The sequence below is a fragment of the Dyella terrae genome, from assembly GCF_022394535.1.
In the GTDB taxonomy this organism is placed as follows: domain Bacteria; phylum Pseudomonadota; class Gammaproteobacteria; order Xanthomonadales; family Rhodanobacteraceae; genus Dyella.
In genome coordinates this window covers 3,561,819-3,585,374 of the sequence record NZ_CP089414.1, presented here as the reverse complement: position 1 = coordinate 3,585,374, position 23,556 = coordinate 3,561,819, and the positions used below count along the sequence as shown (strand labels likewise).

General features: G+C 64.1%; 18 protein-coding genes. 7 read left to right on the top strand and 11 right to left on the bottom strand.

The annotated features are described in order from the left end of the window. Positions 1-20: 20 nt before the first annotated feature. From purD to DYST_RS15630, 6 genes are all read right to left on the bottom strand, one after another. Positions 21-1,304, bottom strand: a complete 1,284-nt coding sequence (purD, locus tag DYST_RS15655; RefSeq protein WP_239946548.1) for a phosphoribosylamine--glycine ligase — start codon at positions 1,302-1,304, stop codon at positions 21-23. 1,046 nt (positions 1,305-2,350) lie between these two features. Then, complete coding sequence (locus DYST_RS15650) at positions 2,351-3,718, bottom strand: AMP-binding protein (protein WP_239946547.1); 1,368 nt, start codon at positions 3,716-3,718, stop codon at positions 2,351-2,353. A gap of 193 nt (positions 3,719-3,911) precedes the next feature. Continuing rightward, the gene (locus DYST_RS15645; protein ID WP_239946546.1) at positions 3,912-4,484 is read right to left on the bottom strand and encodes an L-threonylcarbamoyladenylate synthase; all 573 of its coding nucleotides are present in this window, start codon (positions 4,482-4,484) and stop codon (positions 3,912-3,914) included. After that, a complete protein-coding gene (locus DYST_RS15640; protein ID WP_239946545.1) occupies positions 4,485-6,983 on the bottom strand; it encodes a DNA topoisomerase I in 2,499 nt (832 codons plus the stop codon). 123 nt (positions 6,984-7,106) lie between these two features. Beyond that, the gene (dprA, locus tag DYST_RS15635) at positions 7,107-8,234 is read right to left on the bottom strand and encodes a DNA-processing protein DprA (protein WP_239946544.1); all 1,128 of its coding nucleotides are present in this window, start codon (positions 8,232-8,234) and stop codon (positions 7,107-7,109) included. Between the two features lie 80 nt (positions 8,235-8,314). Further along, on the bottom strand, positions 8,315-9,442 hold the full coding sequence (locus DYST_RS15630; protein WP_102301664.1) for a LysM peptidoglycan-binding domain-containing protein: 1,128 nt from the start codon (positions 9,440-9,442) through the stop codon (positions 8,315-8,317). 191 nt (positions 9,443-9,633) lie between these two features. Between DYST_RS15630 and def the strand changes: the two genes are divergently transcribed. The 4 genes from def to DYST_RS15610 all read left to right on the top strand — a co-directional run bounded on the left by def (position 9,634) and on the right by DYST_RS15610 (position 14,291). Then, positions 9,634-10,143, top strand: a complete 510-nt coding sequence (gene def / locus DYST_RS15625) for a peptide deformylase (RefSeq protein ID WP_239946543.1) — start codon at positions 9,634-9,636, stop codon at positions 10,141-10,143. After that, positions 10,140-11,060, top strand: coding sequence for a methionyl-tRNA formyltransferase (fmt, locus tag DYST_RS15620; protein WP_239946542.1), 921 nt, complete (start codon positions 10,140-10,142; stop codon positions 11,058-11,060). Before def ends, fmt begins: the two co-directional genes overlap by 4 nt. 106 nt (positions 11,061-11,166) lie before the next feature. Continuing rightward, a complete protein-coding gene (gene rsmB / locus DYST_RS15615) occupies positions 11,167-12,462 on the top strand; it encodes a 16S rRNA (cytosine(967)-C(5))-methyltransferase RsmB (protein ID WP_239946541.1) in 1,296 nt (431 codons plus the stop codon). 98 nt (positions 12,463-12,560) lie between these two features. Then, on the top strand, positions 12,561-14,291 hold the full coding sequence (locus DYST_RS15610; protein ID WP_239946540.1) for an ArnT family glycosyltransferase: 1,731 nt from the start codon (positions 12,561-12,563) through the stop codon (positions 14,289-14,291). A gap of 963 nt (positions 14,292-15,254) precedes the next feature. Here the strand turns inward: DYST_RS15610 and DYST_RS15605 are convergent. Genes DYST_RS15605 through DYST_RS15590 form a run of 4 tightly spaced genes read right to left on the bottom strand, consistent with a single transcriptional unit; the run spans position 15,255 to position 19,307 of the window. After that, entirely contained in the window at positions 15,255-16,370 is a 1,116-nt protein-coding gene (locus DYST_RS15605; protein WP_239946539.1) for a glycosyltransferase family 4 protein, read from the bottom strand. Continuing rightward, the gene (locus DYST_RS15600) at positions 16,367-17,206 is read right to left on the bottom strand and encodes a glycosyltransferase family 2 protein (protein WP_239946538.1); all 840 of its coding nucleotides are present in this window, start codon (positions 17,204-17,206) and stop codon (positions 16,367-16,369) included. Before DYST_RS15600 ends, DYST_RS15605 begins: the two co-directional genes overlap by 4 nt. After that, positions 17,203-18,414: an O-antigen ligase family protein gene (locus DYST_RS15595; protein WP_239946537.1), complete on the bottom strand. Its 1,212-nt coding sequence runs from the start codon at positions 18,412-18,414 to the stop codon at positions 17,203-17,205. Before DYST_RS15595 ends, DYST_RS15600 begins: the two co-directional genes overlap by 4 nt. 5 nt (positions 18,415-18,419) lie before the next feature. Further along, the gene (locus tag DYST_RS15590) at positions 18,420-19,307 is read right to left on the bottom strand and encodes a glycosyltransferase family 2 protein (RefSeq protein WP_239946536.1); all 888 of its coding nucleotides are present in this window, start codon (positions 19,305-19,307) and stop codon (positions 18,420-18,422) included. A 241-nt stretch (positions 19,308-19,548) separates the two neighbouring features. Here DYST_RS15590 and galE point away from each other — a divergent pair, with 241 nt between their 5' ends. Continuing rightward, positions 19,549-20,523 carry a UDP-glucose 4-epimerase GalE gene (gene galE, locus DYST_RS15585; RefSeq protein ID WP_239946535.1) on the top strand — a complete coding sequence of 325 codons (975 nt, stop codon included), beginning with the start codon at positions 19,549-19,551 and terminating at the stop codon, positions 20,521-20,523. 17 nt (positions 20,524-20,540) lie between these two features. Here galE and DYST_RS15580 read toward each other — a convergent pair whose 3' ends face one another. Beyond that, entirely contained in the window at positions 20,541-21,446 is a 906-nt protein-coding gene (locus DYST_RS15580) for a hypothetical protein (RefSeq protein WP_102301654.1), read from the bottom strand. A gap of 214 nt (positions 21,447-21,660) precedes the next feature. On the opposite strand from DYST_RS15580, the gene DYST_RS15575 reads away from it, so the two are divergent. Next, on the top strand, positions 21,661-22,476 hold the full coding sequence (locus tag DYST_RS15575; protein ID WP_102301653.1) for a glycosyltransferase family 2 protein: 816 nt from the start codon (positions 21,661-21,663) through the stop codon (positions 22,474-22,476). Continuing rightward, positions 22,473-23,507 (top strand): CDP-glycerol glycerophosphotransferase family protein, encoded by a 1,035-nt coding sequence (locus tag DYST_RS15570; protein ID WP_239946534.1) that lies wholly within the window; start codon positions 22,473-22,475, stop codon positions 23,505-23,507. The genes DYST_RS15575 and DYST_RS15570 overlap by 4 nt, the downstream gene beginning before the upstream one ends. Positions 23,508-23,556 lie beyond the last annotated feature (49 nt).

Genomic DNA, 23,556 nt, shown 5'->3' with positions numbered 1-23,556 from the left:
GAGGCGAGACGCCCGGCGAATCAGCTGCGATGCAGCGCGCGATGCGCGATGTCGCGGCGACAGAACGCGCCTTCGTAATGAATCTTCGACACTGCCGCATAAGCATTCTCGCGAGCAGCGGCGATGTCCTTGCCAAGCGCGCAAACCGTGAGCACGCGGCCGCCGGCTGAAACAACGTGGCCCTGAGCATCCAACTGCGTACCGGCGTGGAACACCTTCGTGTCCGGGCCGAAATCGCTATCCAGCCCGCTGATGACATCACCACTACGCACCTTGCCCGGGTACCCGCCCGCCGCCATCACCACGCCCAGTGACGGGCGCGTATCCCATTGCACATGAGTGTGGTGAAGTTCGCCGTCGAGCGCAGCCTCGATCAGCTCCACCAGATCCGACTTCAGGCGCAGCATGATCGGCTGCGTTTCCGGATCGCCGAAGCGCACGTTGAACTCGATGACCTTGGGCATGCCGCTCTTATCGATCATGAGGCCTGCGTAGAGGAAGCCGATGAACGGTGCACCTTCCATGGCCATGCCGCGCAGCGTCGGCTCGATCACTTCCTTGAGGATGCGCTTCTCGACTTCCGGCGTGACCACCGGCGCGGGCGAGTAGGCGCCCATGCCGCCCGTGTTCGGGCCCAGGTCGCCTTCGTCGCGGCGCTTGTGGTCCTGGCTGCTGGCCATCGGCAGCGCGTGCTGACCGTCGCTCATCACGATGTAGCTGGCTTCCTCGCCATCAAGGAATTCCTCGATCACCACGCGCGCGGAAGCGTCGCCAAACTGGTGTGCCCCCAGCATGTCATGCAACGCCTGTTCGGCATCCGCCAGCGTCAGCGCCACCACCACGCCCTTGCCTGCCGCCAGGCCGTCGGCCTTGATGACGATGGGAGCGCCATGCTTGCGTACATAGGCAAGAGCAGGGTCGAGCTGCGTGAACACGGCATAGCGCGCGGTGGGGATGTTGTGGCGGAGCAGAAAATCCTTGGCGAACGCTTTGGAACCCTCCAACTGCGCCGCGATCGCGCGGGGACCGAAGCAACGCAGGCCGGCGGCGCGGAACTTGTCGACCAGACCCGCCACCAGCGGTACTTCCGGGCCCACCACGGTCAGCTCGACCTTCTCGTCCTTGGCGAGCTTGAGCAGGCCATCCAGGTCGGTCACCGCCAGATTTGCGTTGCGCAAGCCCTTTTCGCGCGCGGTGCCCGCGTTGCCCGGAGCCACGATCACTTCGCTTACGCGCGGCGACTGCTTGAGCTTCCACGCCAGCGCGTGTTCGCGCCCGCCGCTGCCGATGACCAGGACTTTCATGGGGACTCCAACTGCTGAAGATGGTGCGCCGAGGGCGGCGTAATGGGACATTGTAAGGGGAGGGAGGGGATTTCGCAGCGCAGCATGAGGTGGGGTTCAGGCTGGTTGTCGCGTGGTTGTGGCGTTGCCGTGACCTGGCCGCCTACGCCGCGGGCGTTTCGTCCTCCTACCGGAAGCCGAGTCACTTTTCTTTGCTTGCCGAAGAAAAGTAACCCGAAGAAAGGGCACCCCCGCTTGGCGCTGGCCGGCGAAGCCGGCCAGTTCGTGAGAGGCGGCCGGGCTTTTCGACGGGGCTCCTGCCCCGGCGAAAAGGGATCGGCATCCGTGCCGATCCCCCCTGCGGGCCTTCTCGTCCACCCCTCACCGCCGCACAAGGGGCCCGGTAGATCAAAGGCTGCAAGCTCACGGCTCGTGCAGCGGAGCTGCACATCGCGCTGATGCGGAGAGGAATTGAAGCGGGCTTTACTACGCTTTCCGAGCGCCGGGGCTAGATAAAGCTCGCGCCACGCGTCCCGACCGCTGTGGATAACTCGCCACCTAGCGGCATCGTCTTTCTCTTCTGCCTGACTTTACGCACTAGAGCAGGAACAACGCTACCCGCGGCGATGCGATGTGCAGCAGAGCTGCACGAGCCGTGAGCTTGCTGCTTTTGATCTACCAGGGCCCCGTATGAGGCGGCGGGCGGGTGGAGAGAAGGCCCGCAGGGGAATCGGCACGGATGCCGATTCCTTTTCGCCAGGGCAGGAGCCCTGTCGAAAAGCCCGGAACCCGCACGCGCACCTGGAGGGCGATAGCCCGGAAGGCGACTCATCCGGGGTGCCCTTCTTCGGGTTACTTTTCTTCGGCAAGCAAAGAAAAGTAACTCGGCCTCCGGCAGGAGGTCGAAAGCCCGCCGCAGGCGAGCCAGGTCGCGACCACGCGACAACCAAGCGAGAGCCAAAGTCACTGGACCCCTGCCTGCGCAGGGGTGACGGTTTCATCGAAACGATAAGGCGAGCACCCATCCCTCACCCCAAAGGGGAGAGGGAGCAAAGGTCAAAGGCCGGCTACAGCAAGGCCAACAACGCCGCCCTCGGCAACTTCCCCGTCTCATTGCGCGGCAAGCTATCCACCAACTTCAACGGCCGCGGCAAAAACACCGGGTCCACCGACTCGCGAAACGCATCGAGGATCGTGTGCTCATCCAGCCCCGGTGCTACTGCCACCGCAGCAATGCGATGCACGCCCAATGCGTCTCCGCTTTCCAGCTGGAACACCACGCCATCCAATACCCCAGGAATAGCCTGCAGTCGCCGCGTCAGATCGCCCAGCGACGCCCGCTTGCCAGCGATGTCCAGCAAGTCCGAATGGCGACCGCACAGGCGGAAGCGACGGCCGCCGTCGTGCAGCGTAACGATGTCCGCCAGCGTCATCGGCTGCGCCAGTTGCGGCGCGCGCACCAGGGTGCCGTCGGGCTGCGGATGCAACTGCACGTCGTCGTACAGCGACCAGGGTTCGTCGAAGGCGGAGCGGCGGCTAGCGAACACGCAGGTCTCGGTCGAGCCGAACACTTCCAGCAGCGGCGCGCCGAAGCGTGCTTCGGCCGCCTGAGCCAATTCCACGGGCATCGGGGCGGTGGCAGAGACCATCGCATCGATCGGCGGCAGCGTCACGCCTGATTCGATCAAGGCACGCAGATGGACCGGCGTGGTCACCAGCACGCGGGGCTGAGGTACGTCGGCCAGCGCTGCCGCCACATCGGCCGGCAGCAGCGGGCGGCCCGCATGCACGGCGACGTCGCCGAGCAAAGGCATCAGCACCGACATCTCCATGCCGTACATGTGCTGCGGCGGCACCGTGGCGACTACGTGGAAGTGTTCGCCAACGGTTCCCTGCAGTGCTCGCGTGTTGCCGGTGTTGCTGGCGTGGAAGCTGCCCCAGGTCTTGGGATTGCCCTTGGGCACGCCAGTCGAGCCGGAGGTGTAGCCAATGGCCACGACTTGGTCGACCGGAAGCAGCGGGATCTCGAGCACGCCCTCGACGTCGGCCGGCGGATCCATCAGGCCAGGCAGGTGGCGGTAGTGGGCGGGCGGCGCGTCCAACTCCTGCTCACCCAGCGCATAGCAGCCGGGGTGAGCAGCCATTACCTCGGCCACGGCCTTGGGCGCGCGGGACGAGGGCAGCAGGTTGGTCTGGCCACGAAGGGCGATCGCGCAGAACGCCACCAGGAACGCGTAGCGGTCCTCGCACAGGTTCACTGCGGCAGGGGCTGCGGGAAGCTGCCCGGCGACTGCCTGCACGTGCGCCATAAAGTGCGCGGCGCTCACCGGCCGAGCCCCACGCCACACGACCGGGCGCTCCGGCGCACCAGCCGCCAGCAGGGGCCGACCCGGCGCGGACCGTTCGAGCTGGAGGTTTTCAGAAACGATTGCCAAGGTGTTCTCCGACAACAGCAGTCAGCCCTTCCGGTCCGGTGTATGCCGGCCCGACGTGCGGACAGAAAAATAAAGAGAGCCCGCGCGGTTCCCATCCTCGCGGTAGCCACTGAATCACTCCCTACCGGGAGCCTGCGGCGTGTGGAAGCCGTTCATGCTCGCCAAGAAATAACGGCGAGTCGACCGGCTTCGGTCAGGCGCGAATGATAGCGCCCGAAAGGGCGTCCCGTATGACCGTCGGCCGCTGCTGGCCACCGACCGGAGCATCCAACACCCCCTCCAGCGTCTCGCCGAAGTAGCTGATCGCCATGTCGGCGCTGCGGGCCGGGGGCTCACCGTGGGGGTTGGCACTGGTGGAAACGAGGGCCGCGCCATAAGCACGGCAAAGGGCAGCAGCAGGCTCGTGAGCCGTCACACGCAAAGCGATGCCGTCATGCGCGCCGGCCACCCAGTCGGGTACGAGCGAGGATCGCGGAAAGATCCACGTGTGGGGACCAGGCCAGCTTTCGCGCACTTGGACCAACACGTCCGCAGGCACGGCGGTGAGGTCGATATAAGGCTCGACCTGTGCAAAGTCGGCCCCGATCAGCAGCACGCCCTGGGTGGGTGGCCGCTGCTTGAGTGCGAACAGACGCTCGAAGGCCGAACGATCATGCGGGTCGCAACCCAACCCATAGACCGCTTCCGTCGGGTAGGCCAGCACGCCGCCGTCGCGTAACAACGCGGCGGCGGCATCCAGCTCGCCCAGGGTGAAGCGCGCCGTCACTTACGCGTCCGCCGGCTTCTTGGCGGCAGACTTCTTGGCGGCGGTCTTCTTAGTCGCTGCCTTCTTGGCGGTCGTTTTCTTGGTGGCCGTCTTCGTGGTGGACTTGGCAGCCGCTTTCTTCGCTGCCGGCTTTTTCTCGGCAGCAGCCTTCTTTGCTGCGGTCTTCTTCGCAGCGGTCTTCTTGAAGGCCCCGCGGCCCTTCTTCACCGGTGCAGCCGCCAGCAGTTCCGCGCACTGTGCCTCGGTCAGGTCCTTCGGTTCCTGGTCCTTGGGAATGCGCGCGTTCTTCTCGCCATCGGTGATGTACGGGCCAAAGCGGCCGTTGAGCACCTGCACGCCGTTGCCGAAGTCCTTGATGATGCGGTTGGCCAGCATCTCCAACTTTTCCTGCACGATCTGCAGGGCGCGCGGCAACTCGATGGTGTACGGGTCGTCTTCCGGCTTTAGCGAGGCATAGGTGCTGCCCTGCTTCACGAACGGGCCGAAACGGCCCACACCCACCGACACCTCGTCACCGTTCTCTGCTTCACCGAGTTTGCGCGGCAGCTTGAACAGCTCCAGCGCATCTTCCAGGGTGATGGTGTGCATGCTCGTACCCGGACGCAGCGAAGCGAACTGCAGCTTCTCGTCCGTGTCCTTGTCGCCGATCTGCGCGTACGGCCCGTAACGACCCAAGCGCACCGACACCGGCTTGCCGGATTTCGGATCGGTCCCCAGTTCGCGCGCGCCGGTGGCCTCGCTGCGATCGACGGTCTCGGTTTTCTCGTCCACCTGCTGTTTGAAGGGCTGCCAGAAGCGCTCCATCAACGGCACCCACGCCTCTTCGCCACGGCTCACAGCATCCAGCTCGTCTTCGAGCTTGGCGGTGAAGTCGTAGTCGACGTAGCGGGTGAAGTGGGCGGTGAGAAACTTGCTCACGGCACGGCCGACGTCCGTCGGCTTGAAGCGGCGGCTATCGAGAAACACGTATTCGCGATTGAGCAACACCTGGATGATGCTCGCGTAGGTCGAGGGACGGCCGATGCCATGCTCTTCCAGCGTCTTCACCAGGCTTGCTTCGGAATAGCGCGGCGGCGGCTCTGTGAAATGCTGGTCGGCCAGGATGTCCTGCAACGCCACGCGCTCGCCCACGTCGAGCTTGGGCAGGCGGCGGCCTTCATCGTCGTCTTCGGCGGTCTTCTGGTCGCGGCCTTCCTCGTACACAGCCAGGAAGCCCGGGTCGACCACGGTGGTGCCAGTGGAACGGAACGAAGCATCGCCACCCTTCACATGCGGCACGGCAAATTCCACTGACACGGTGTTGAGTGTGGCGTGGATCATCTGGCACGCAACGGTGCGCTTCCAGATCAGTTCGTAGAGCTTGCGCTGTTCGTCGTTGAGGTACGACGCAACCTCGCGCGGCGTGCGCATGGCCGAGGTGGGGCGAATGGCTTCGTGCGCTTCCTGCGCGTTCTTGGCCTTGGACTTGTAGGCCTGCGGATGATCCGGCAGCGCCTTCTTGCCGAAGTCGCGCGTGATCAGTTCGCGCAGCTCGCCCAGGGCATCCTCGGACAGCGCGACGGAGTCGGTACGCATGTAGGTGATCAGGCCGACGTTGCCTTCGGTGCCCAGCGATACGCCTTCGTACAGGCCCTGCGCCACCTTCATCGTGCGGCTGGTAGAGAAGCCCAGCTTACGCGCGGCCTCCTGCTGCAAGGTGGACGTGGTGAACGGCGGAGCGGGGCGGCGCTTGCGCTCCTTGCTGCCGACTTCGCTGACGGTGAGGTGGCCGTGCGCGGCCTCCTTCAGCGCGTGGCGCGCAGCCAGCGCGTCATGTTCGTTGGTGAGGTCGAACTGCTCGAACTTCTTCCCGTTGAGCTTGGTGAGGCGGGCGGAGAAGTCGCCTTCCGGATGGCGCAGCGAGGCTTCGATGGTCCAGTACTCGCGGGCGACGAAGGCTTCGATCTCCTCCTCACGCTCCACAATCATGCGCAGCGCGGGTGACTGCACGCGGCCAGCCGAAAGGCCGCGCTGCACCTTCCGCCACAGCACCGGCGACAGGTTGAAGCCGACCAGGTAATCCAGCGCACGGCGCGCCTGCTGTGCATCCACCATGTCCAGCGACAGCTCGCGCGGACTGGCCACGGCCGCCTTGATCGCCTTGGGCGTGATCTCGGAGAACACCACGCGGTGGAGATGCTTGCCCTCGGTAAGCCCGCGCTCCTTCAGGATCTCGCTGATGTGCCAGGAGATTGCCTCACCCTCGCGATCCAAGTCGGTCGCGAGATAAATGTCGTCGGCCAACTTGGCGGCCTTGGCGATGGCGTCGACATGCTTCTCGTTGCGGTCGATCACCTCGTAGGCCATGGCAAAGCCGTTGTCGGGGTCCACAGCCCCTTCCTTTGGCTTCAGGTCACGGACGTGGCCGTAGGAAGCCAGGACCTGGAAGTCCTTGCCGAGGTATTTGTTGATCGTCTTCGCCTTGGCTGGCGACTCGACGATGAGCAGGTTCTTTGCCATGAAGCTCGCTATCCGCCATCTGTGACCGGCCTGTATGAGCCGGTTTCTATATTCAGTTAAAGGCATGCCGGCCTGACGGCGTCAAGCTGAACCATGTGAAAGCGCGCTGCACGTCGACTTTCGCTAGCCCGGAAGCCGCTGGTAGCGGTTGCCGGACAACGATTCGACCTTGCCCGCCAGCTCCAGTAGCAACAGCGCAGACGCAAGCTCCGCGACAGTTTTGCCAGTGAAGGTGACCAAGTCCTCAAGCGCGACCGGACCATGACCCAGCGACTCAAGCAGCGCCAGGACGGATGGATCGGCCTCGAATGCTGTCTCTTGAGTGGGTGCGACGGCGGCCCGATCAAGGCGTACCGCCAACTCACGCCCCAGTGCGACAGCAGCGGGAGCAAGCACTTCCACGATTTCAGCAGCCGTTTCGACCAGCCGCGCGCCATCGCGAATAAGCCGATGGCAACCGTGAGCCAGCGGATTATGAATGGAACTGGGCAGGGCGAACACCTCACGCCCTTGTTCGGCGGCCAATCGGGCCGTAATCAACGAGCCGGACTGCAAGCTCGCCTCGACCACCAGGGTTCCCAGCGACAGGCCAGCAATGAGCCGATTGCGCCGGGGAAAGTGATCACCGCGTGCCGGCGTCCCCGGCGGAAACTCGCTGACCATCACCGCCTCGGCCACCAGCCGACGCGCCAGCGCCCGATGCTGGGCGGGGTAAACCCGGTCCGGCCCTGTCCCGATCACCGCGACAGTCGGCAGGCCGGCGTCCAGGGCGGCCCGATGCGCCGCGCCGTCGATGCCGTCGGCCATCCCGCTGGTGATTGTGAACCCTGCCAACCCAAGCTCCTGGGCAAACCCGCGCGCGTGGGTATGGCCGCTGAGCGTTGCTCCGCGCGCACCGACGATGGCCACTTGGGCATGCAGCAACAGGCTGGCGTTGCCCGCCACGAAAAGCGCGACGGGCGGCTGCGGAATCACCTCTAGCAGTGGCGGGAAATCTTCGTCGGTAGCCAGCAGCAGGCGATGGCCTGGCTGCGCCAGCCAAGCGAGATCGTCATCGAGGCGCCGCTCGTCCGGCCGCTCCAGCCAGCGGCGGGTATCGGCAGGCAGGGTGGGCAGGCGCTGCCGGAGTGCGTTCAGCACGCTTTCGACGCACCCGTCATTGGCGGCGAGTTGCTCACGGATGGCGCCTGGACCAAGTCGCGGCGCGCGCAGCAGGGTCAACCAGGAGCGAAGTGGGATGGGTGCATTCATGACCGCCCAGCGTACGGGCAATCCCAAAAAAACGGCGCGGGGTTGGCCGCGCCGTTCTGTCGTCCCGTGCCGCTCGCGCCTTATTCCGGCAACTCGAGCTTGTCGTGTTTGTGGACTGGGCGCAGGCCGTCCATGATCAAACCGTAGCTGACCCGGTCGAACGTGCGGAACACCATCACGTGGCCCACGAACTCCTGCGGCAGCGTGACCTGCTTGCCGGTGCCGCGATCCCAGCTGTCGCTGGCAACGTCGTCCGCAATGGTTTCGCCCGGCTGATAGATCGAATAGGTCTGGCCATTGTCCACGCCATCCTGCGCACCAATGTTCAGCGCCACCACCTGATGCGGACCCACCGCGTCATAGGCGTCCGCGAACGCAATGACACGGCCGTTGTTCGGCAGTGACTTGGGTGCGTGCGGGTAGTAGTAGGCGTCATACGGCTTGTCGTCGATCGGCAGCAGACGGTCGCCCTTGTTGATCTCCATGGTGGAGTCGAGCAAGAGCAGCGTGGTCGGATCGCCGGTACGCAGCACCTCGGCGCGGCCGATCACAGTGACCTCGGTCCCGATGTCCTCGCCATGGCCATAGTGGCCATCGGCGCGGAAATCTTCCTTCCACGGCGTGCGGACCACCGACACGTTGCTGTCGATCGGGTGGGCCACCAAGTCCGAACCGTTGTCACGACCCTTCTTGGCATCGAAGTCGCGGAAGGTCTGGGTGGGACGCACGATCGCAAAACGCTGACCGGGCTCGGCTGAGAGATTGCGCACGTAGACGTTCTTGCCCACGGTGCCGCGCAAGTCAGCTTCCTCGAAGCCGACCACATACGGTAGCGACTTCACCTCATTGGAATTGAGGACGCGCATTTCCTTCAGGAACGTCTGCAGCTGATCCAGCGGAATGGCCGGCACCGCATCGCCCTCGGCACGCACGCGCGGCTGCAGGCCCAGGCGCGGCCCATTGGCAAACGAAAGATTGAGCACGTCACCTGGATAGATGAGATGCGGGTTCTGTACCTGCGGATTGGCTTGCCAGATTTCCGGCCACAGCCACGGCTTGGAAAGAAAACGCGCGGAAATCGCCCAGAGCGTGTCGCCCTTTCTTACCGTATAGGTATCGGGATGATCGGCACGCAATTGCGCGCCCGCAGCGTAAACAGCCACCGTGACCAGCATGCCGGCCAGCAGCCCAATGGACTTTCTGATCATAAACGGGAATCCCCCATCCCCCCGACGCTCGGGCGAGTGTAACCGAACAACTTGTTCACGCAACCGTGACCAGTTGGCAAAACAGCATGCCAGACACGGGCTTGGCGGCGTACAATAAGGGCCATTCTAGATCGCGCCGGGGCTTGGTTTTCACCGATTCGCCCGCACTTTTGGCGCCAAGGTAAAAGCTTATGTCCATCCTGACCATTATCGAATTTCCCGATCCTCGCTTGCGCACCAAGGCCGAACCCGTGCGCGTGTTCGACGCCGAGCTCAAGCAGTTCGTGGCCGACATGTTCGAGACGATGTATGACGCCAATGGTGTCGGTCTGGCCGCCACGCAGGTCAATGTGCACCAGCAGGTGCTGGTGGCCGACATGAGCGACGAGCGCAATCAGCCCATCGCTCTGATCAATGCGCAGATCCTCGAGAAAGATGGCGCACAGGTTTACCAGGAAGGCTGCCTGTCGTTCCCCGGCATCTATGCAGACGTCACCCGCGCCCTCAAGGTGAAGGTCAAGGCGAACGACGTCAACGGCAACGAAGTCGTGCGCGAGTTCGAAGGTCCGCTGGCTGTGTGCATCCAGCACGAATTGGATCATCTCTCTGGCAAGGTGTTCGTGGACTATCTGTCGCCGCTCAAGCGCTCCATGCTGCTCAAGCGCATGGAAAAACAGCGCAAGCAGGCGGCCAGCGCTTGAAGCTCCGCGTCGTTTTCGCGGGCACCCCCGAGTTTTCTGTTCCCTGCCTTGAAGCCTGCCGCGCCAGCGGCGCCGAGGTGGTGGCCGTCTACACGCAACCGGATCGCCCGGCTGGCCGCGGCCGCAAGCTGACGCCCAGCCCGGTGAAGCAGGCCGCCATGGTTGCCGGCATCCCAGTCGAGCAACCCGAGTCGCTCAAGTCGGACGAAGCCCGCGCCACACTGGCCAGCTATGCACCTGACTTGATGGTGGTGGTGGCCTACGGCCTGATCCTTCCTCGCAAAGTACTGGCGATTCCCCGCCTGGGTTGCTGGAACGTGCATGCCAGCCTGCTGCCGCGCTGGCGCGGCGCGGCGCCGATCCAACGTGCCATCCTCGCCGGCGATACCGAAAGCGGGGTCGACCTGATGCAAATGGAAGCCGGGCTGGATACCGGCCCCATGCTGCTCGAACGTCGCACGCCGATCAGCCGCGAGGATACGGGCGGTACCTTGCACGATCGCCTATCCGCGCTGGGTGCGGACGTACTGGCCGAGGGCCTGGCCCGCGTCATGGCAGGCGAAACCCTCGCACCGCAGCCGCAGCCCGAGGAAGGCGTGACTTACGCGCATAAGCTGGACAAGGCTGAGGCGCGACTCGACTTCACCCGCCCCGCCATCGAGCTGGAACGCCAGGTGCGCGCTTTCGATCCCTGGCCGGTCGCCGAGGGCGAGATGGGTGGGGAAACGCTGCGCATCTGGGCAGCGCGCGCCATTGAAGGCGTGGGTGCCCCTGGTACCGTGCTCGGCATGAGCCGCGACGGCATCGATATCGCCTGCGGCGAGGGCGCGCTACGCGTGACCGCACTGCAGCGCTCCGGTGGCAAGCGGATCACCGCCGCGGACTACCTCAACGCCATGAAGACGCGCGGCGCCTGACCATGCCGTTGCTCCCGGCCCGCACCCAAGGGTGCGGGCCAGAAGACACGTAGACATCCGCACGCCTCTACGCCACTTCGCACCTCCATCCACTACCTTCTGCCTCATGACCGACACCCGCGCCCTCGCCGCCCAAGCCCTTGCCGACATCGCCTTGCGCGGAACCTCGCTGCGTGACGCGATGGAACGACACGCACCGAAGCTGGCCGACTCGCGCGATCGCGCGCTGCTAATGGCGCTGCTCAGCGACGGTGCGCGCTGGTGGCTGCGGTTTGATCCCGTGCTCGACCGCCTGCTCGAGAAGCCGCTTCGCCAGAAGGAGCCTGCGGTCCATGCCTTGCTCGTACTTGGCCTGGTGCAGTTGGAAATCCTGAAACTGCCTGAGTACGCCGCCGTCGCCGCCACCGTGCAGGCCACGCGCGCCATGCAGCGCCCCCGCATGGCGGGTTTGGTTAACGCCGTGCTGCGCCGCTGGCAGCGCGAACGCGAAACGCTGCTGGCAGCACTCGACGCCAAGCCGCAGACGCGCCATGCCCACCCGGCGTGGCTGGCTAAGGCGCTGGCGCACGACTGGCCGGAGCAGTCCGACGCCGTGATGGCGGCCGACAACGTCGAACCGCCATTGATGCTGCGCGTGAACCAACGCCGCACGACGCGTGTGTCGCTGGTCGATCGCCTGCGTTCGGACGGCTATACGGCCGACGCGCATGACTGGCTCGCGGATGGCATCGTGCTGCCGCACAGCACCGACGTCACCCGCCTGCCCGGCTTTGCCGCAGGTGAGTTCGCCGTGCAGGACGGCGCGGCCCAGATCGCCACTGATCTTGCCGAGCTTCGCGACGGGCAGCGGGTGCTGGATGCCTGCGCCGCGCCCGGAGGTAAGGCCTGCCACTTGCTTGAGCGAGCCGACGTGGCGCTGACTGCCCTGGAGTTCGATGCCAGGCGTGCGCAACGCATCACTCAGAACCTGGAGCGACTGGGGCTTTCGGCCAACTTGGTTATCGGCGATGCCGGCCAGCCGTCCGATTGGTGGGATGGCACGCCCTTCGACCGAATCCTGATCGACGCCCCATGCTCCGCCACCGGCGTGCTGCGCCGGCGACCCGATGTACGCCTGCATCGCCGCGAAAGCGACATCGCCACGCTTGCCGCGCTGCAACGCCGCATCCTCGATGCGCTATGGCCATTGCTCGCACCGGGCGGGCGACTCATTTACATCACTTGCTCGATGCTGCGCGCTGAAAATGACGTCGTCGTCGGCGAGTGGCTAAAAACACAGGTGGATGCCCGTGCCATCGCCTTCACCCTGCCCGTGGGCCAGTCCGCAGCAGTGGGTTGGCAGGTGCTGCCGGGCGAGGGCGATCTCGACGGCATGTACTATGCCGTCCTTGAGAAGGCCTGAGCCCACCCTCCGGCACACGCGGAAGCGTGACGCACAGGGCGGCGCCATCGGGCCCGATGCTTTGCGACGCGGCCTCGCCGCTTCCTCGGAATCCACGCATGTCCGTTTTTGCTGAAGCCACACCCCTGGAACGCCGCCGCTTCTGGCTGTTGATGCTGATCGCACTCATCGTGATCGGCGCCGGCATGGGCTTGCGCGATCCTTGGCCGTCCGATGAGCCGCGTTTCGCGCTCGCGGCCAAGCAGATGGTGGAAAGCGGTGACTGGTTGTTCCCGCATCGTGGCAGCGAGTTGTACTCGGACAAGCCGCCCATGCTTTTCTGGCTCGAGGCCGCTAGCTACACGGTACTTCGCAGCTGGCGCCTCGCCTTCCTACTGCCCTCATTGTTGGCCGCGCTCGGATGCCTGACGCTGGTGTACGACCTGGGCCGCCGCCTGTGGAGTCGACAGGTGGGCATCTACGCCGCCTCGGCGTTGCTTATCACCTTCCAGTTCGTCTACCAGACCAAACGCGCGCAGATCGACCCACTGGTGATGTTTTACATCACCGCGGCGAACTGGGGCTTGCTGGTGCATATGCTGAAGGGGCCGAACTGGCGAGCATTCTGGTTCGGCTGCTTCTGTGCAGGGCTCGGCATCATCACCAAGGGCGTGGGCGTGCTCGCGCTACTCCTACTCGTGCCCTATATGGTTGCCGCATTCGGACAGTGGAACGGTGTGTCTCGTATGGGCGAGGGCGCCTGGTGGCGCTGGGCGCTGGGGCTGCTCGCTCTGCTGCTAGCCATGTCGCTGTGGCTGGTGCCGATGCTGCTGGGCGCGAAAGCACACGCGGGTGACCCGGCCTATGCCGCCTACGTCAACGACATCCTGTTCCATCAGACCGCAGGGCGTTACAGCAAGTCGTGGGACCACCACCACAACACGCTGTACTACGTGCCCATCGTATTGTTCACCTGGCTGCCGCTGTCGCTGACCTATCCGGGCATGCTGCCGCGATGGTGGCGCGCGCTGAAGGCAAAGGATGCGCGCATCCTGCTGCCGCTTGGCTGGATCGTGTTGTTGCTGGTGTTCTTCTCGATTCCCAAGGGCAAGCGCGACGTGTACATCATGCCGGCCCTGCCGATGCTGGCGCTGGTGACCGCGCCCTATCTCGGGGAGCTGCTGCAGAAGCGCTGGCTGCGCATCGCCGGCCTCGTATTCATCGGTGTCATGGGTGCGGCGATGCTGGGCGTGGGTGCCGCTGCACTCGTTGCTCACCCCAAGTTCGCCACCGAGTTTGCTACCGCACGCGGTTTCGAAGATGGCGGCCACTCGCTGTGGTGGATGGCCATCACCATCGGCGCGATCCAATTGCTGCTGATCGCCACGCTACGCGTACGCCGTGCGGTCGCCGCTGTTGCTGCAGGCATGGCCGCGATGTGGTTGGTGTGGAGCCTGTGGGCCTATCCCATCCTCAACGACTCGAGCTCCGCTGCGGGTTTGATGCAGGACGTGCGGGAGCGGCTGCCGGCAGGCGATCAGCTAGGCCTGATCGCGTGGAAAGAGCAGAACCTGTTGATGCTCGACCATCCCGCAACCGATTTCGGCTTCACCAAGCCCTGGCACGATCAGTACGCTGCCGCAGTGAAGTGGCAGGCGGAAGATGCTGCGCATCGCTGGTTGTTCGCTCTGGATGGCGTTATGGCCAATTGCGTCGATCGCAGCAAGGCGATCAGTTTGGGTCATGCGAACCGGCGTGAGTGGTGGATGTTCAAGGCGGACGCGGTTGTTCCTGGGTGTTTGCCGAGTGAGGATGTGGATCGGGTGTCGGCGGCGGCGCAAGAAGAATGAGGGGGGGGGCAATTTAGCCTTACCGTTTCATCTTTAGTCGTCATCCCGGCGTAGGCCGGGATCCAGTAGCGGTATCGCTTGGTTGTCGCGTGGCGGCTATCTGGCCGCCTACGCGGCGGGCGTTTCGACCTTCTACCGAAGGCCGAGTCACTTTTCTTTGCTTGCCGAAGAAAAGTAACCCAAAGAAAGGGCACCCCCACTTGGCGCTGGCCGGTGAAGCCGGCCAGTTCGTGAGGGGTGGCCGGGCTTTTCGACAGGGCCTCCTGCCCTGGCGAAAAGGAATCGGCATCCTTGCCGATCCCCCCTGCGGGCCTTTTCGTCCACCCCTCACCGCCGCACAGGGGGCCCGAAGGTCAAAAGCGCGAAGCCGAAGGCCCGTGCAGCTGAGCTGCGCATCGCACTCGCAGGTCGCGTTGCTCCTGCTCCAAGTACACAAAGCTAAGGCAGACGATCGATGCCGGTACGTGGCGAGTTCTCCACAACGGTTGGGAAGCGTAGCGTCCTCTTTCCCTAGCCTCTGCGATCGGGAAGCGTAGCGAAGCCTGCTTTAAGTCCTCTCCGCATCGGCGCGTTGAGAAGCGCCTGGAAGTACCCGCTGTGTAGCGGCGAAGGTTCCAAGCTACAACGTGCCTCACCCGTTCGGGCTTTTCTCATCGGCATGCTGCGAGCGTTGGCCTGTCAGGCCATTTCTTTGGGTTACTTTTCTTTGGGCCAACAAAGAAAAGTGACTCGAGCGTCGGCAGACGATCGAAACGCCCGCTGCGTAAGCGGCCAGGTCGCGATAAGGCATGAGGCGATAACCATACCCACGGCTACTGGATCCCTGCCTTCGCAGGGATGACGGCTTAGAAGAAACGATAAGGCCAGATTGACCCCTCACCCCAACCCACTCCCCAAAGGGGAGTGGGAGCAAAAGCTGGCTACAGCAACGCCATCGCAATACTCGGCGAGCCAAGTTATCGGCTACTTCGAAGCCAAAAGCCGCTCATAAGCGTCTTCGGTCCGCCCGACAAACAACGGCAAACCAAACTCCCGCTCTGCATGCTCTCGCGCTGCCACACCCATCGCTGGCAACGCGTCACGCTGGGCGACCAACCGCTTGACGGCCGCAGCGATCGCCTCGCGATCCCGCATCGGCACCAGCCACCCATCCTTCCCTTCATCGATATTCTCAGGAAGCCCTGCATAGTTCGTCAGCAGAACAGGCTTGCCCATCGCCATCATCTCGCGGCATGCAAACGAAATCGTTTCCACGTCGTACGAGAGCACGAAGCCCGCATCAAGCGACGCCACCATACCGCGCGCATCGGCCAGCACGCCGGGAAACACTACTTGCCCGGCAAGTCCTAGTTCTGCCACACGCTCCAGCTCCGCCACTTTCGGCGGCACGCCAGCGATGAGTACGCGCACATGGCTGCGTACATCATCAGAAAGCAAGGGCAGTGCTTCCATCAGATCCATCCAGCCTTTGTAGCTGGCGGTTCCCGCGTTGCTACCGAGCAGGAACAGGCTGTCGTCGCCTCCGTTCCAGCGGGCGCGCTCCGCCGTTACCGCCTCGCTAGGCCACGGTGACCAGCGCTCGATGTCTACACCGTTGTAGACCGTCTCTACGCGGCAGTGGCGATAGGCGGTGTGAAGCAACTCCCGCCGCGTGTATTCGCACACGGCGATAACCAAATCCGTGCGTCGCGCGCGCATTGCGTTGCCGATACCGCGAACAGGTTTGGAGTTGTGTTTGGTCCAAACTAGCGCAGGACGCTTCGCCGGCATCGCCGATAACACCAGACGATGATCGGCCGAGCCGTTGACGTGAACGATGTCGAAGTTCTGCTTGCGCAGATAGGCGGCGAGCTGTGCACGCGCACGACGCCTTGCCTTCCATTTATTCAAACCGTTGGGAAACGGCTGGTCCAATACGAACACGCCGGGCAAGGCGTGTGCCTCGCGGTTGAGACGGCTGCCGGGCGGCGCGGCCACGTGTACCTCGTGGCGCGACGCCAACGCGGCTGCTAGCTCTCGGATGTACGTGGTGTGACCACCGCCGTCGCCGCCATGGAAGTTCGTGTAGAGCAGCTTCATGCGGCGTCAGCGGCGTCGAGTAGATCGGCGTGCTGGTCGATACCACGTTCGCACCAGGTGATGCCTTGCGTGCGCGTCGCGTGGAACAGGCGATTGTTCGGCAAGCTCATGTCATCCACGTCGGGCGGCGACCGCGAGTTGTGCCACAGGTGCACGGCGAGCGCAGCCCATTTGAGTGGACGGCGTTTCAGGCCGGCGTTTTCCAATCGCGCTGCCAGCTCGCGGTCCTCGGCGCCATAGCCTTCCATGCGCTCGTCGAAGCCGTTCACGCGCAGCAGGTCGTCGCGCCAGAAGCTCATGTTGCAGCTCATCACGCGGCCGCCATTGCGCGAACGCGCTTTCCAGCGCGCCAATGGGGGTGCGCGAAATGCATAGAGCCGGCGCGTGCCGTCGAATTCATCGAAGTTGGCGGTGGACCACGGGGCAAATACAGGTTCCCCGCCGCCCAGCAAGCGCTGTGATTCCTCGGGCGTTGCCTTGATGCGGCCACCCTGCAAGAAGAACCCGCGCTCGGCCAGCATGAGGTGGTCCGCGATGAAATCCGGATGCACCAGCATGTCGCCATCGAGCAGGATTACGTAGTCGCCGCGACTCGCCGCGATGCCGCGATTGCGCGCACGCGCGGCGCGGAAGCCTTGGTCTTCCTGCCATACGTGGCGCAACGGCACGGGATACGTAGCCGCCATGCGCTGTATCAGCGCGGCGGTTTCTGCCGTCGAACCGTCATCCGCCACCACGACCTCGTATGGCAGACAGGTTTGCGCGGCAACGCTGCGCAACATGCCTTCCAATGCACCGGGCCAGTTGTAGGTAAGGATGATCAGCGAGACGTTCATAAGCGGTCCGTCGCGTCCTTCGTCGTCTTGCGCCCAAACGACATTCCCAGCGCCAGCGGCAACCAGGTGAGGAGCCAGCCAGGGCGGGGGCTATCAAGCAGATGCGGCAAATCGAACTGCACCATAACTGTGCCGAACACCCATATGCCAAGCACGATCAAACCCCGCGTCTCGTGCCGATGGCGCCACGCGCGCCATCCCAACACGAGCCAGATGCCCGTCCACAGCAACAGGCCCGGCAAGCCCAGTTCGATGGCCAACTGGCTAAACATGTTGTGCGCATGCATCAACAACAGACCGTCGGCATGCAGTTCGAATGGCGAGCCTTGACCCATGCCACGCAACGGATGCTGCTCGAACAGATGCATCGCTGCCTGGAAGATCTCGGGGCGCGCCGACCACCCGCGCGCCATCAGGAAATGCGCGCCGATGACCGCACAGGCCGCGCCCAACGCGATGAGCAGGCCGGCATACAACCAGGCCCGGCGACCGCCTTGGCTCAGCGCCACCACCACCAACGCCATGAATAGCGCTCCCAGCGCGCTGCGTGTGAGCGTAAGCACGATGAATGCCCCAAGCGTCGCGATCGCCAGCCACTTGAGCACACGCCAAGCCGTATGTTGGAGGCGCCACGGCCACAACCACATCAGTGCCGCGCCCATGCCACCTGCTGCGAGATTCGCATTGGACATCGCGCCGAATCCGACCAGCCTGCCATCCAGATCGGGACTGGGTTGGTCCGCAATGATGGCGCCAAGGGCGACAACCGCCATAGCCAGACCACACCCCACGAGCAGGCGCTTGCATCGCTCCTCGTCACTGCCGATGCATTGCTGCCAAGCAAACAAGAACAACAAGATGCTGACGTTGTGGCCAGCCTCATCAAATGGACGCGTGGCGTGACTCCAGGCCAAGGACACGCAGCCCCAGACCAGGAGCAATAGCACCCAGGGCACCATCGGCTGGCGCCAGAACACCAGGAAGCGACCCGGCCGGGTTATCAGCAGGACCAGCGTCGGCAGAAAGAGTGTGAGCCCGAGTCCGTACTGGAAAATCTTGCCCGGGCTGTAGGACATACCGGCAGGCAGCACGGACATGCCGATGATCAGCCACACCATGCCAAAGGTGACCCAGGTCTTGAGCCACCGCGGCACCGGATGCGCGTCGATGGGTGTGCCTGCGAGGTGTCCGTCCTGCTTATGTCCCACCGGCCTCATTCCGCAGCCACCGCCAGCTTGCGCAGGTCCTTTGGCGGCTCTATGAAGCTAGCCAAATGGGTATCCACGCCGTACTCGGTGCGAATCAACCGTGCATCCCGGCTGGCATGCAGCAACTTGTTGTTGGGAAGATCGGGATCGCTGGGATCGGGCGGCGCCACGCTGCGGTGTTCCAGGTGCAGCGCAAGCGCGGCGAACTTGACCTGGCGACGACGCAGGCCGGCATTGCGCAGGCGGATGTCGATTTCCAGATCTTCGCTACCGTAGCCCTGCATCCGCTCGTCGTAACCATTCACACGCAACACATCCTCGCGCCAGTAACTCACGTTGCAGCCCATGGGGTGGCCACCGGCGCGCGCCTTGATACGGGCCAGCCAAGGCAGACGCAGGGTGTGGTGTCGGCGCCCGAAATGGTAGGTGCTGCGGTCGCCTTCCTCGCGAAAGTAAGCGTTCACGAACCATCCGAAGCGCGGTTTGCCACCCGCCAGCAGGCGCGCGGTCTCGGCATCCGTGGTGCGGATGCGCGTGCCCTGCAGAAAACTGCCCGGCCGCGCCAACGCGAGATGATCGGCCACGAAATGACGATGCAGGATCATGTCCCCGTCGACCTGGATCAGATATTCGCTGGTAGCCGCGGCGATACCGCAGTTGCGGCTGCGCGCCAGGCGAAAGCCGTCGTCGGGCTGCCATATGTGGCGCAGCGGCACGGGAAAGTCCTTGGCGACCCGATGCAGTACGTCCGCGGTATCCGGGCGCGAACCGTCGTCGGTCACGATCACCTCGTCGGGGAGCCGGGTTTGCCCGATCACGCTACCCAACACCAACGCCAGCGCCTCCTTCCAGTTGTAGGTGGAGACCATCAGGGAAACGCTAGGCTGGGACATATACTTCTCTGGCATCAAATTGGACCCGTCCCGCACGCCGCCGCGGGGCCGGCTGTATACGATCGCCCGAACGAGGCGCAAAAACAGGGTTGATCTGCCCAATTATTGACCGACGTTCAGGTAGAAGACGGCTCGGGAAGCCGTCCAGGCCGTGAAATCCGTTCTAAAGGTTCCCGTTCCGGCTCACGCGAACGTGAGGACAGCGTCTATGATCTCGCGCGGAGAGTAGACGGAGCAAGACATGAGGGTTCTGGTGTGTGGCGGCGCGGGCTATATCGGCTCGCACATGGTGCGGCAACTGCTCCGGCGCGGACAAGAACCGGTCGTTTTCGACAATCTGTCCACCGGGCACCGCGCTGCCGTGCAGGGTGCGCCGCTCATCGTGGGCGATGTGACCGACCCAGCCAGCCTGGCCGAGGTATTTTCCAACGGCCGTTTCGACGCCGTGCTGCATCTGTGTTCGCTATCGCTGGTCGCCGAATCGACGATCAAACCCTACGCGTATTACCAGGTGAACGTCGCAGGCACGCTCAATCTGCTGGAGGCCATGCAGGCGGCCGGCGTGTCGCGCATCGTGTTCTCGTCGACGGCTGCCGTTTACGGAGTACCGCGCACACCATTGATCGACGAAACCCACCCTACCGAACCTATCTCGCCCTACGGCGCCAGCAAACGCATGGTGGAGCAGATGCTCGCCGATGCCGCCCACGCGTATGGCCTACGCTCGGTCACGTTCCGCTATTTCAACGCGGCGGGCGCGGACGCCAGCGGCGATATTGGCGAGGCGCACGAGCCCGAATCGCATTTGATCCCCAATGTGCTGCGCACCGCGCTGGGCCAAAGTAGCGGGCTGAAGGTGTTTGGTATCGACTACCCCACGCCCGACGGCACCTGTGTGCGCGACTACATCCACGTCGACGATCTTGCGTCAGCACATTTGAAGGCGCTGGAATTCCTCGAAGACAACGAGGGTGCGCACATCTTCAACCTTGGCAGCGAGCGCGGTTTCAGCGTGCAGGAGATCATCCACGCCGCGGAACGAGTCACGGGCCGTAGCATTCCCCGCGACATCCTGGGCCGCCGCGCTGGCGATCCGCCGGTGCTGGTGGCCTCCAACGCAAGGGCGCGCGACGTGCTCGGCTGGCAACCCGAGCACTCGGACATCGACACCATCATCGCGTCAGCCTGGCGCTGGCATCAACAGCGGAGTTACTGAGCTGCCGCTGCGCCTCTTCAGCGGGAGAACCGGACCGCGAAGGCTTCGACCAGGGCAGGGTGGCGGTCGTACTGATGCACGATGGGGGCGACCCGGCCATCCTCGTTGAGCAGCACGCCGTCGGCGGTGAGCTGAAACACCGACGAATTCATCACACCCACCGTGGCGATCTGCGAGCTCAGCGGTTGGCACCAGGTGGTGGTGGCAGTGAGGTCATGGCAGTACAGCAATTTGTTGTGGTGCGCCTGATCGTAATTGCGGTTCTTGGTGATGCGGAACGGCAATCGCAGGATCTCCAGCAGCATCTTATCGATGTACTCGCGCATCGCCTGCGCGTCGCCTATGACCACGCCGGCGCAAGAAATCTGCCTATCGCCGATCTGCTGCAACATGGCTTCGCCGTACGCGCCAAGGATCCACTCGCGGTCGTACGTCTCGGTGGCGAGAGTCAGGGCGTCACTTTCCATGCCCACGCACAGCCCGCCTTCGAACTGGCCGAAGGGCTCGTCCTGGAACACCACGTCACGCACGTCGGTGAGCATCACCTGAGTGAAGCCGGGGTTCGCGCGCAGGTAGTCGTCGTAATGGAAATGCCGTGTCACGTGCGGCATGCCCTGGAAGCGCAACATGCTGCGCTTGAGTGCCGGCGACATCTCCGCAGGCATCATCGCGAACAGGCGCTTGAAGCACGACCGCCAGAACCGGGCGTAACGACGAATGCCGTCGACCACGATCAGATCAAGGTCCAGCGCCGGCGCATGGAGCTGCGCCATGGCCCGGATCGAAGCGACCTGTCCGCGATAGACGAACAGCCCCAGGCGACCCTGAAAGCCGCTCATCGCCAAGCTCTGTACGAAGGGACGCAGGTCCTTGGCGGCATAGCCGGTGGCCATGCCGAGTATGAGATTGCCTTGCCCTGCCATGCTGCCCTCCAGCAGATCGCCGGTGCGCTATGCGCAGTCGGCGGGTCAGACTTTTTCACCTTCCGGGAACGCCGGGGAGAGCTTCCCGGGAAGATGTTGCCCGCGGCCCCGTGCCGCGTGCAGCTGCGGCATCTTACCGAAACGGGCTCTGGTTTAGCGTTACGGAGGCCTCCCCGTCGCGCCACGCCTGAGCCGCACCCACTAGAATGACGGGATGCAAACCTTCCCGCTCACCCTTGTCGTCATCACCTTTAACGAGGCCAACAGCATCGCGCGCTGCCTCGATAGCGTGCCGTTCGCGACCGAAAAACTCGTGATCGACAGCGGCAGCACCGACGACACGGTAGCCATCGCGCAGGCGCACGGCGCACGGGTGGTGCATCAGGACTGGCTAGGCTTCGGGGCGCAGCGCAATTTCGCCACCACGCAATGCACCCATGACTGGATCCTGGCACTGGACGCCGATGAGTACCTGTCGCCCGAATTGACGGCCGAGCTGGAAGGTCGCCTGGCCGCGCTGATGGCCAGCAATATCTGCGCCGCCTACCTGCGCCGCGCCACGATCTTCATGGGCGCGCCGATGCGCTGGTACCTGCCCGCGATGGGCGAGAAGATGGCCCGTCTGTTCCACCGCGACCGCGCACGCTGGGCGGACGTGCGAGTGCACGAATCACTGCGTTTCGACGGCCCCTCGGTGACACTGAAGGCGGCCTTCAACCACGAGAACAACCCCAGCCTGCCCCAGAAGCAGATCAAAGTGCTGCGCTATGCGGAGCTGAAATGCCGGGACTGGCTGGAGAAGGGCAAGCCGGTGCGCATGTGGCAAACGCCATTCGTGTATCTGCTGGCCTTCATCAAGGACTATGTCCTGCGGCTGGGCTTTCTGGACGGGTGGCGCGGGTTCGTGATCGCGGAAACCTCCGCCTCCTACGCTGCTTACAAGCGCATGCGCTACTACGAAATGCGACGCAATCCCGCCTCTGTGCAACACGGTGCGGACGCTTTGATCCGCCACGGCATTGATCGATGACCAAACAGCATTACCTTCTTTACGGTTCCGAACGCTACGCACTGGCCATTCTTCGCCCGGTTCAGGACGCCATCCGCGCACGCGGCGACGAGGCCGCCTGGTTCTTCGACGGCCCGGGCGCCGAGGACCTGGAGGAAGGCGAGCGCCTGCTCACCGTGGACGAAGTCCGCGCCTGGAAGCCACGCGCGGTCATTACCTCCAGCAACGCAGTGCCGCACTTCTTTCCCGGCGTGAAAGTGGAAACCTTCCACGGCTTCGATGCCGGCAAGCCCCGCCACATCTACGTCCGCGGCTTTTTTGATCTGTACTGCACCACGGGTCCTCGCGACACGGCGCAGTTCAAGGCGATCGCCAACCGCGTGGGGCATTTTTCCGTGGTGGAAACGGGCTTCCCCAAGATCGACCCCTTCATGAAGCAGATCACCGGCCCGATCCCGCCGGTGCGCCAGCCGCCCGTCATCCTTTACCACTCCACCTTCTCCCCTTCGTGGAGCGCAGCGGAAACCTTGTACGGGGAAGTGAAGCGCCTTTCGCGCGACGGCCGCTGGCGCTGGATCGTCACCTTCCATCCGAAGATGGACCCGGAAACGGTGGCCAAGTACAAGGCGCTGCAGAACGAGTACCTGACGTTCGCCGAGAACGACAACATCCTCGAGCTGTTCCCGCAGGTGGACATGATGTGCTCGGACACCTCGTCCGCACTCAACGAATTCTTGCTGACCGGCAAGCCCGTGGTGACGTTCAAGAACCGCCGGCCCGGCCCACAGCTGATCGATATCGACGACCCCGCCCAGTTCGAGCCGGCCGTCGAGCGCGCCCTGGCACGGCCGCCCGAGCTGATGCAGGCCATTCGCGAGTACGGCGACGCCATCCACCCCTACCGCGACGGCCACTCCAGCGAGCGCATCCTGCAGGCCATCGACGGCTTTATCGCGGCAGGCGGGCGCAATCGGCGCCGTAAGCCATGGAATCTGTGGCGAAAAATCAAGCTCCGCCGCCGCATCGGGTACTGGGGTCCAGCCCACTGGTGAGGCACCACCGCCCCCGGCCACGACCGGGTCAGCGTGGAGCAGGCGTGGC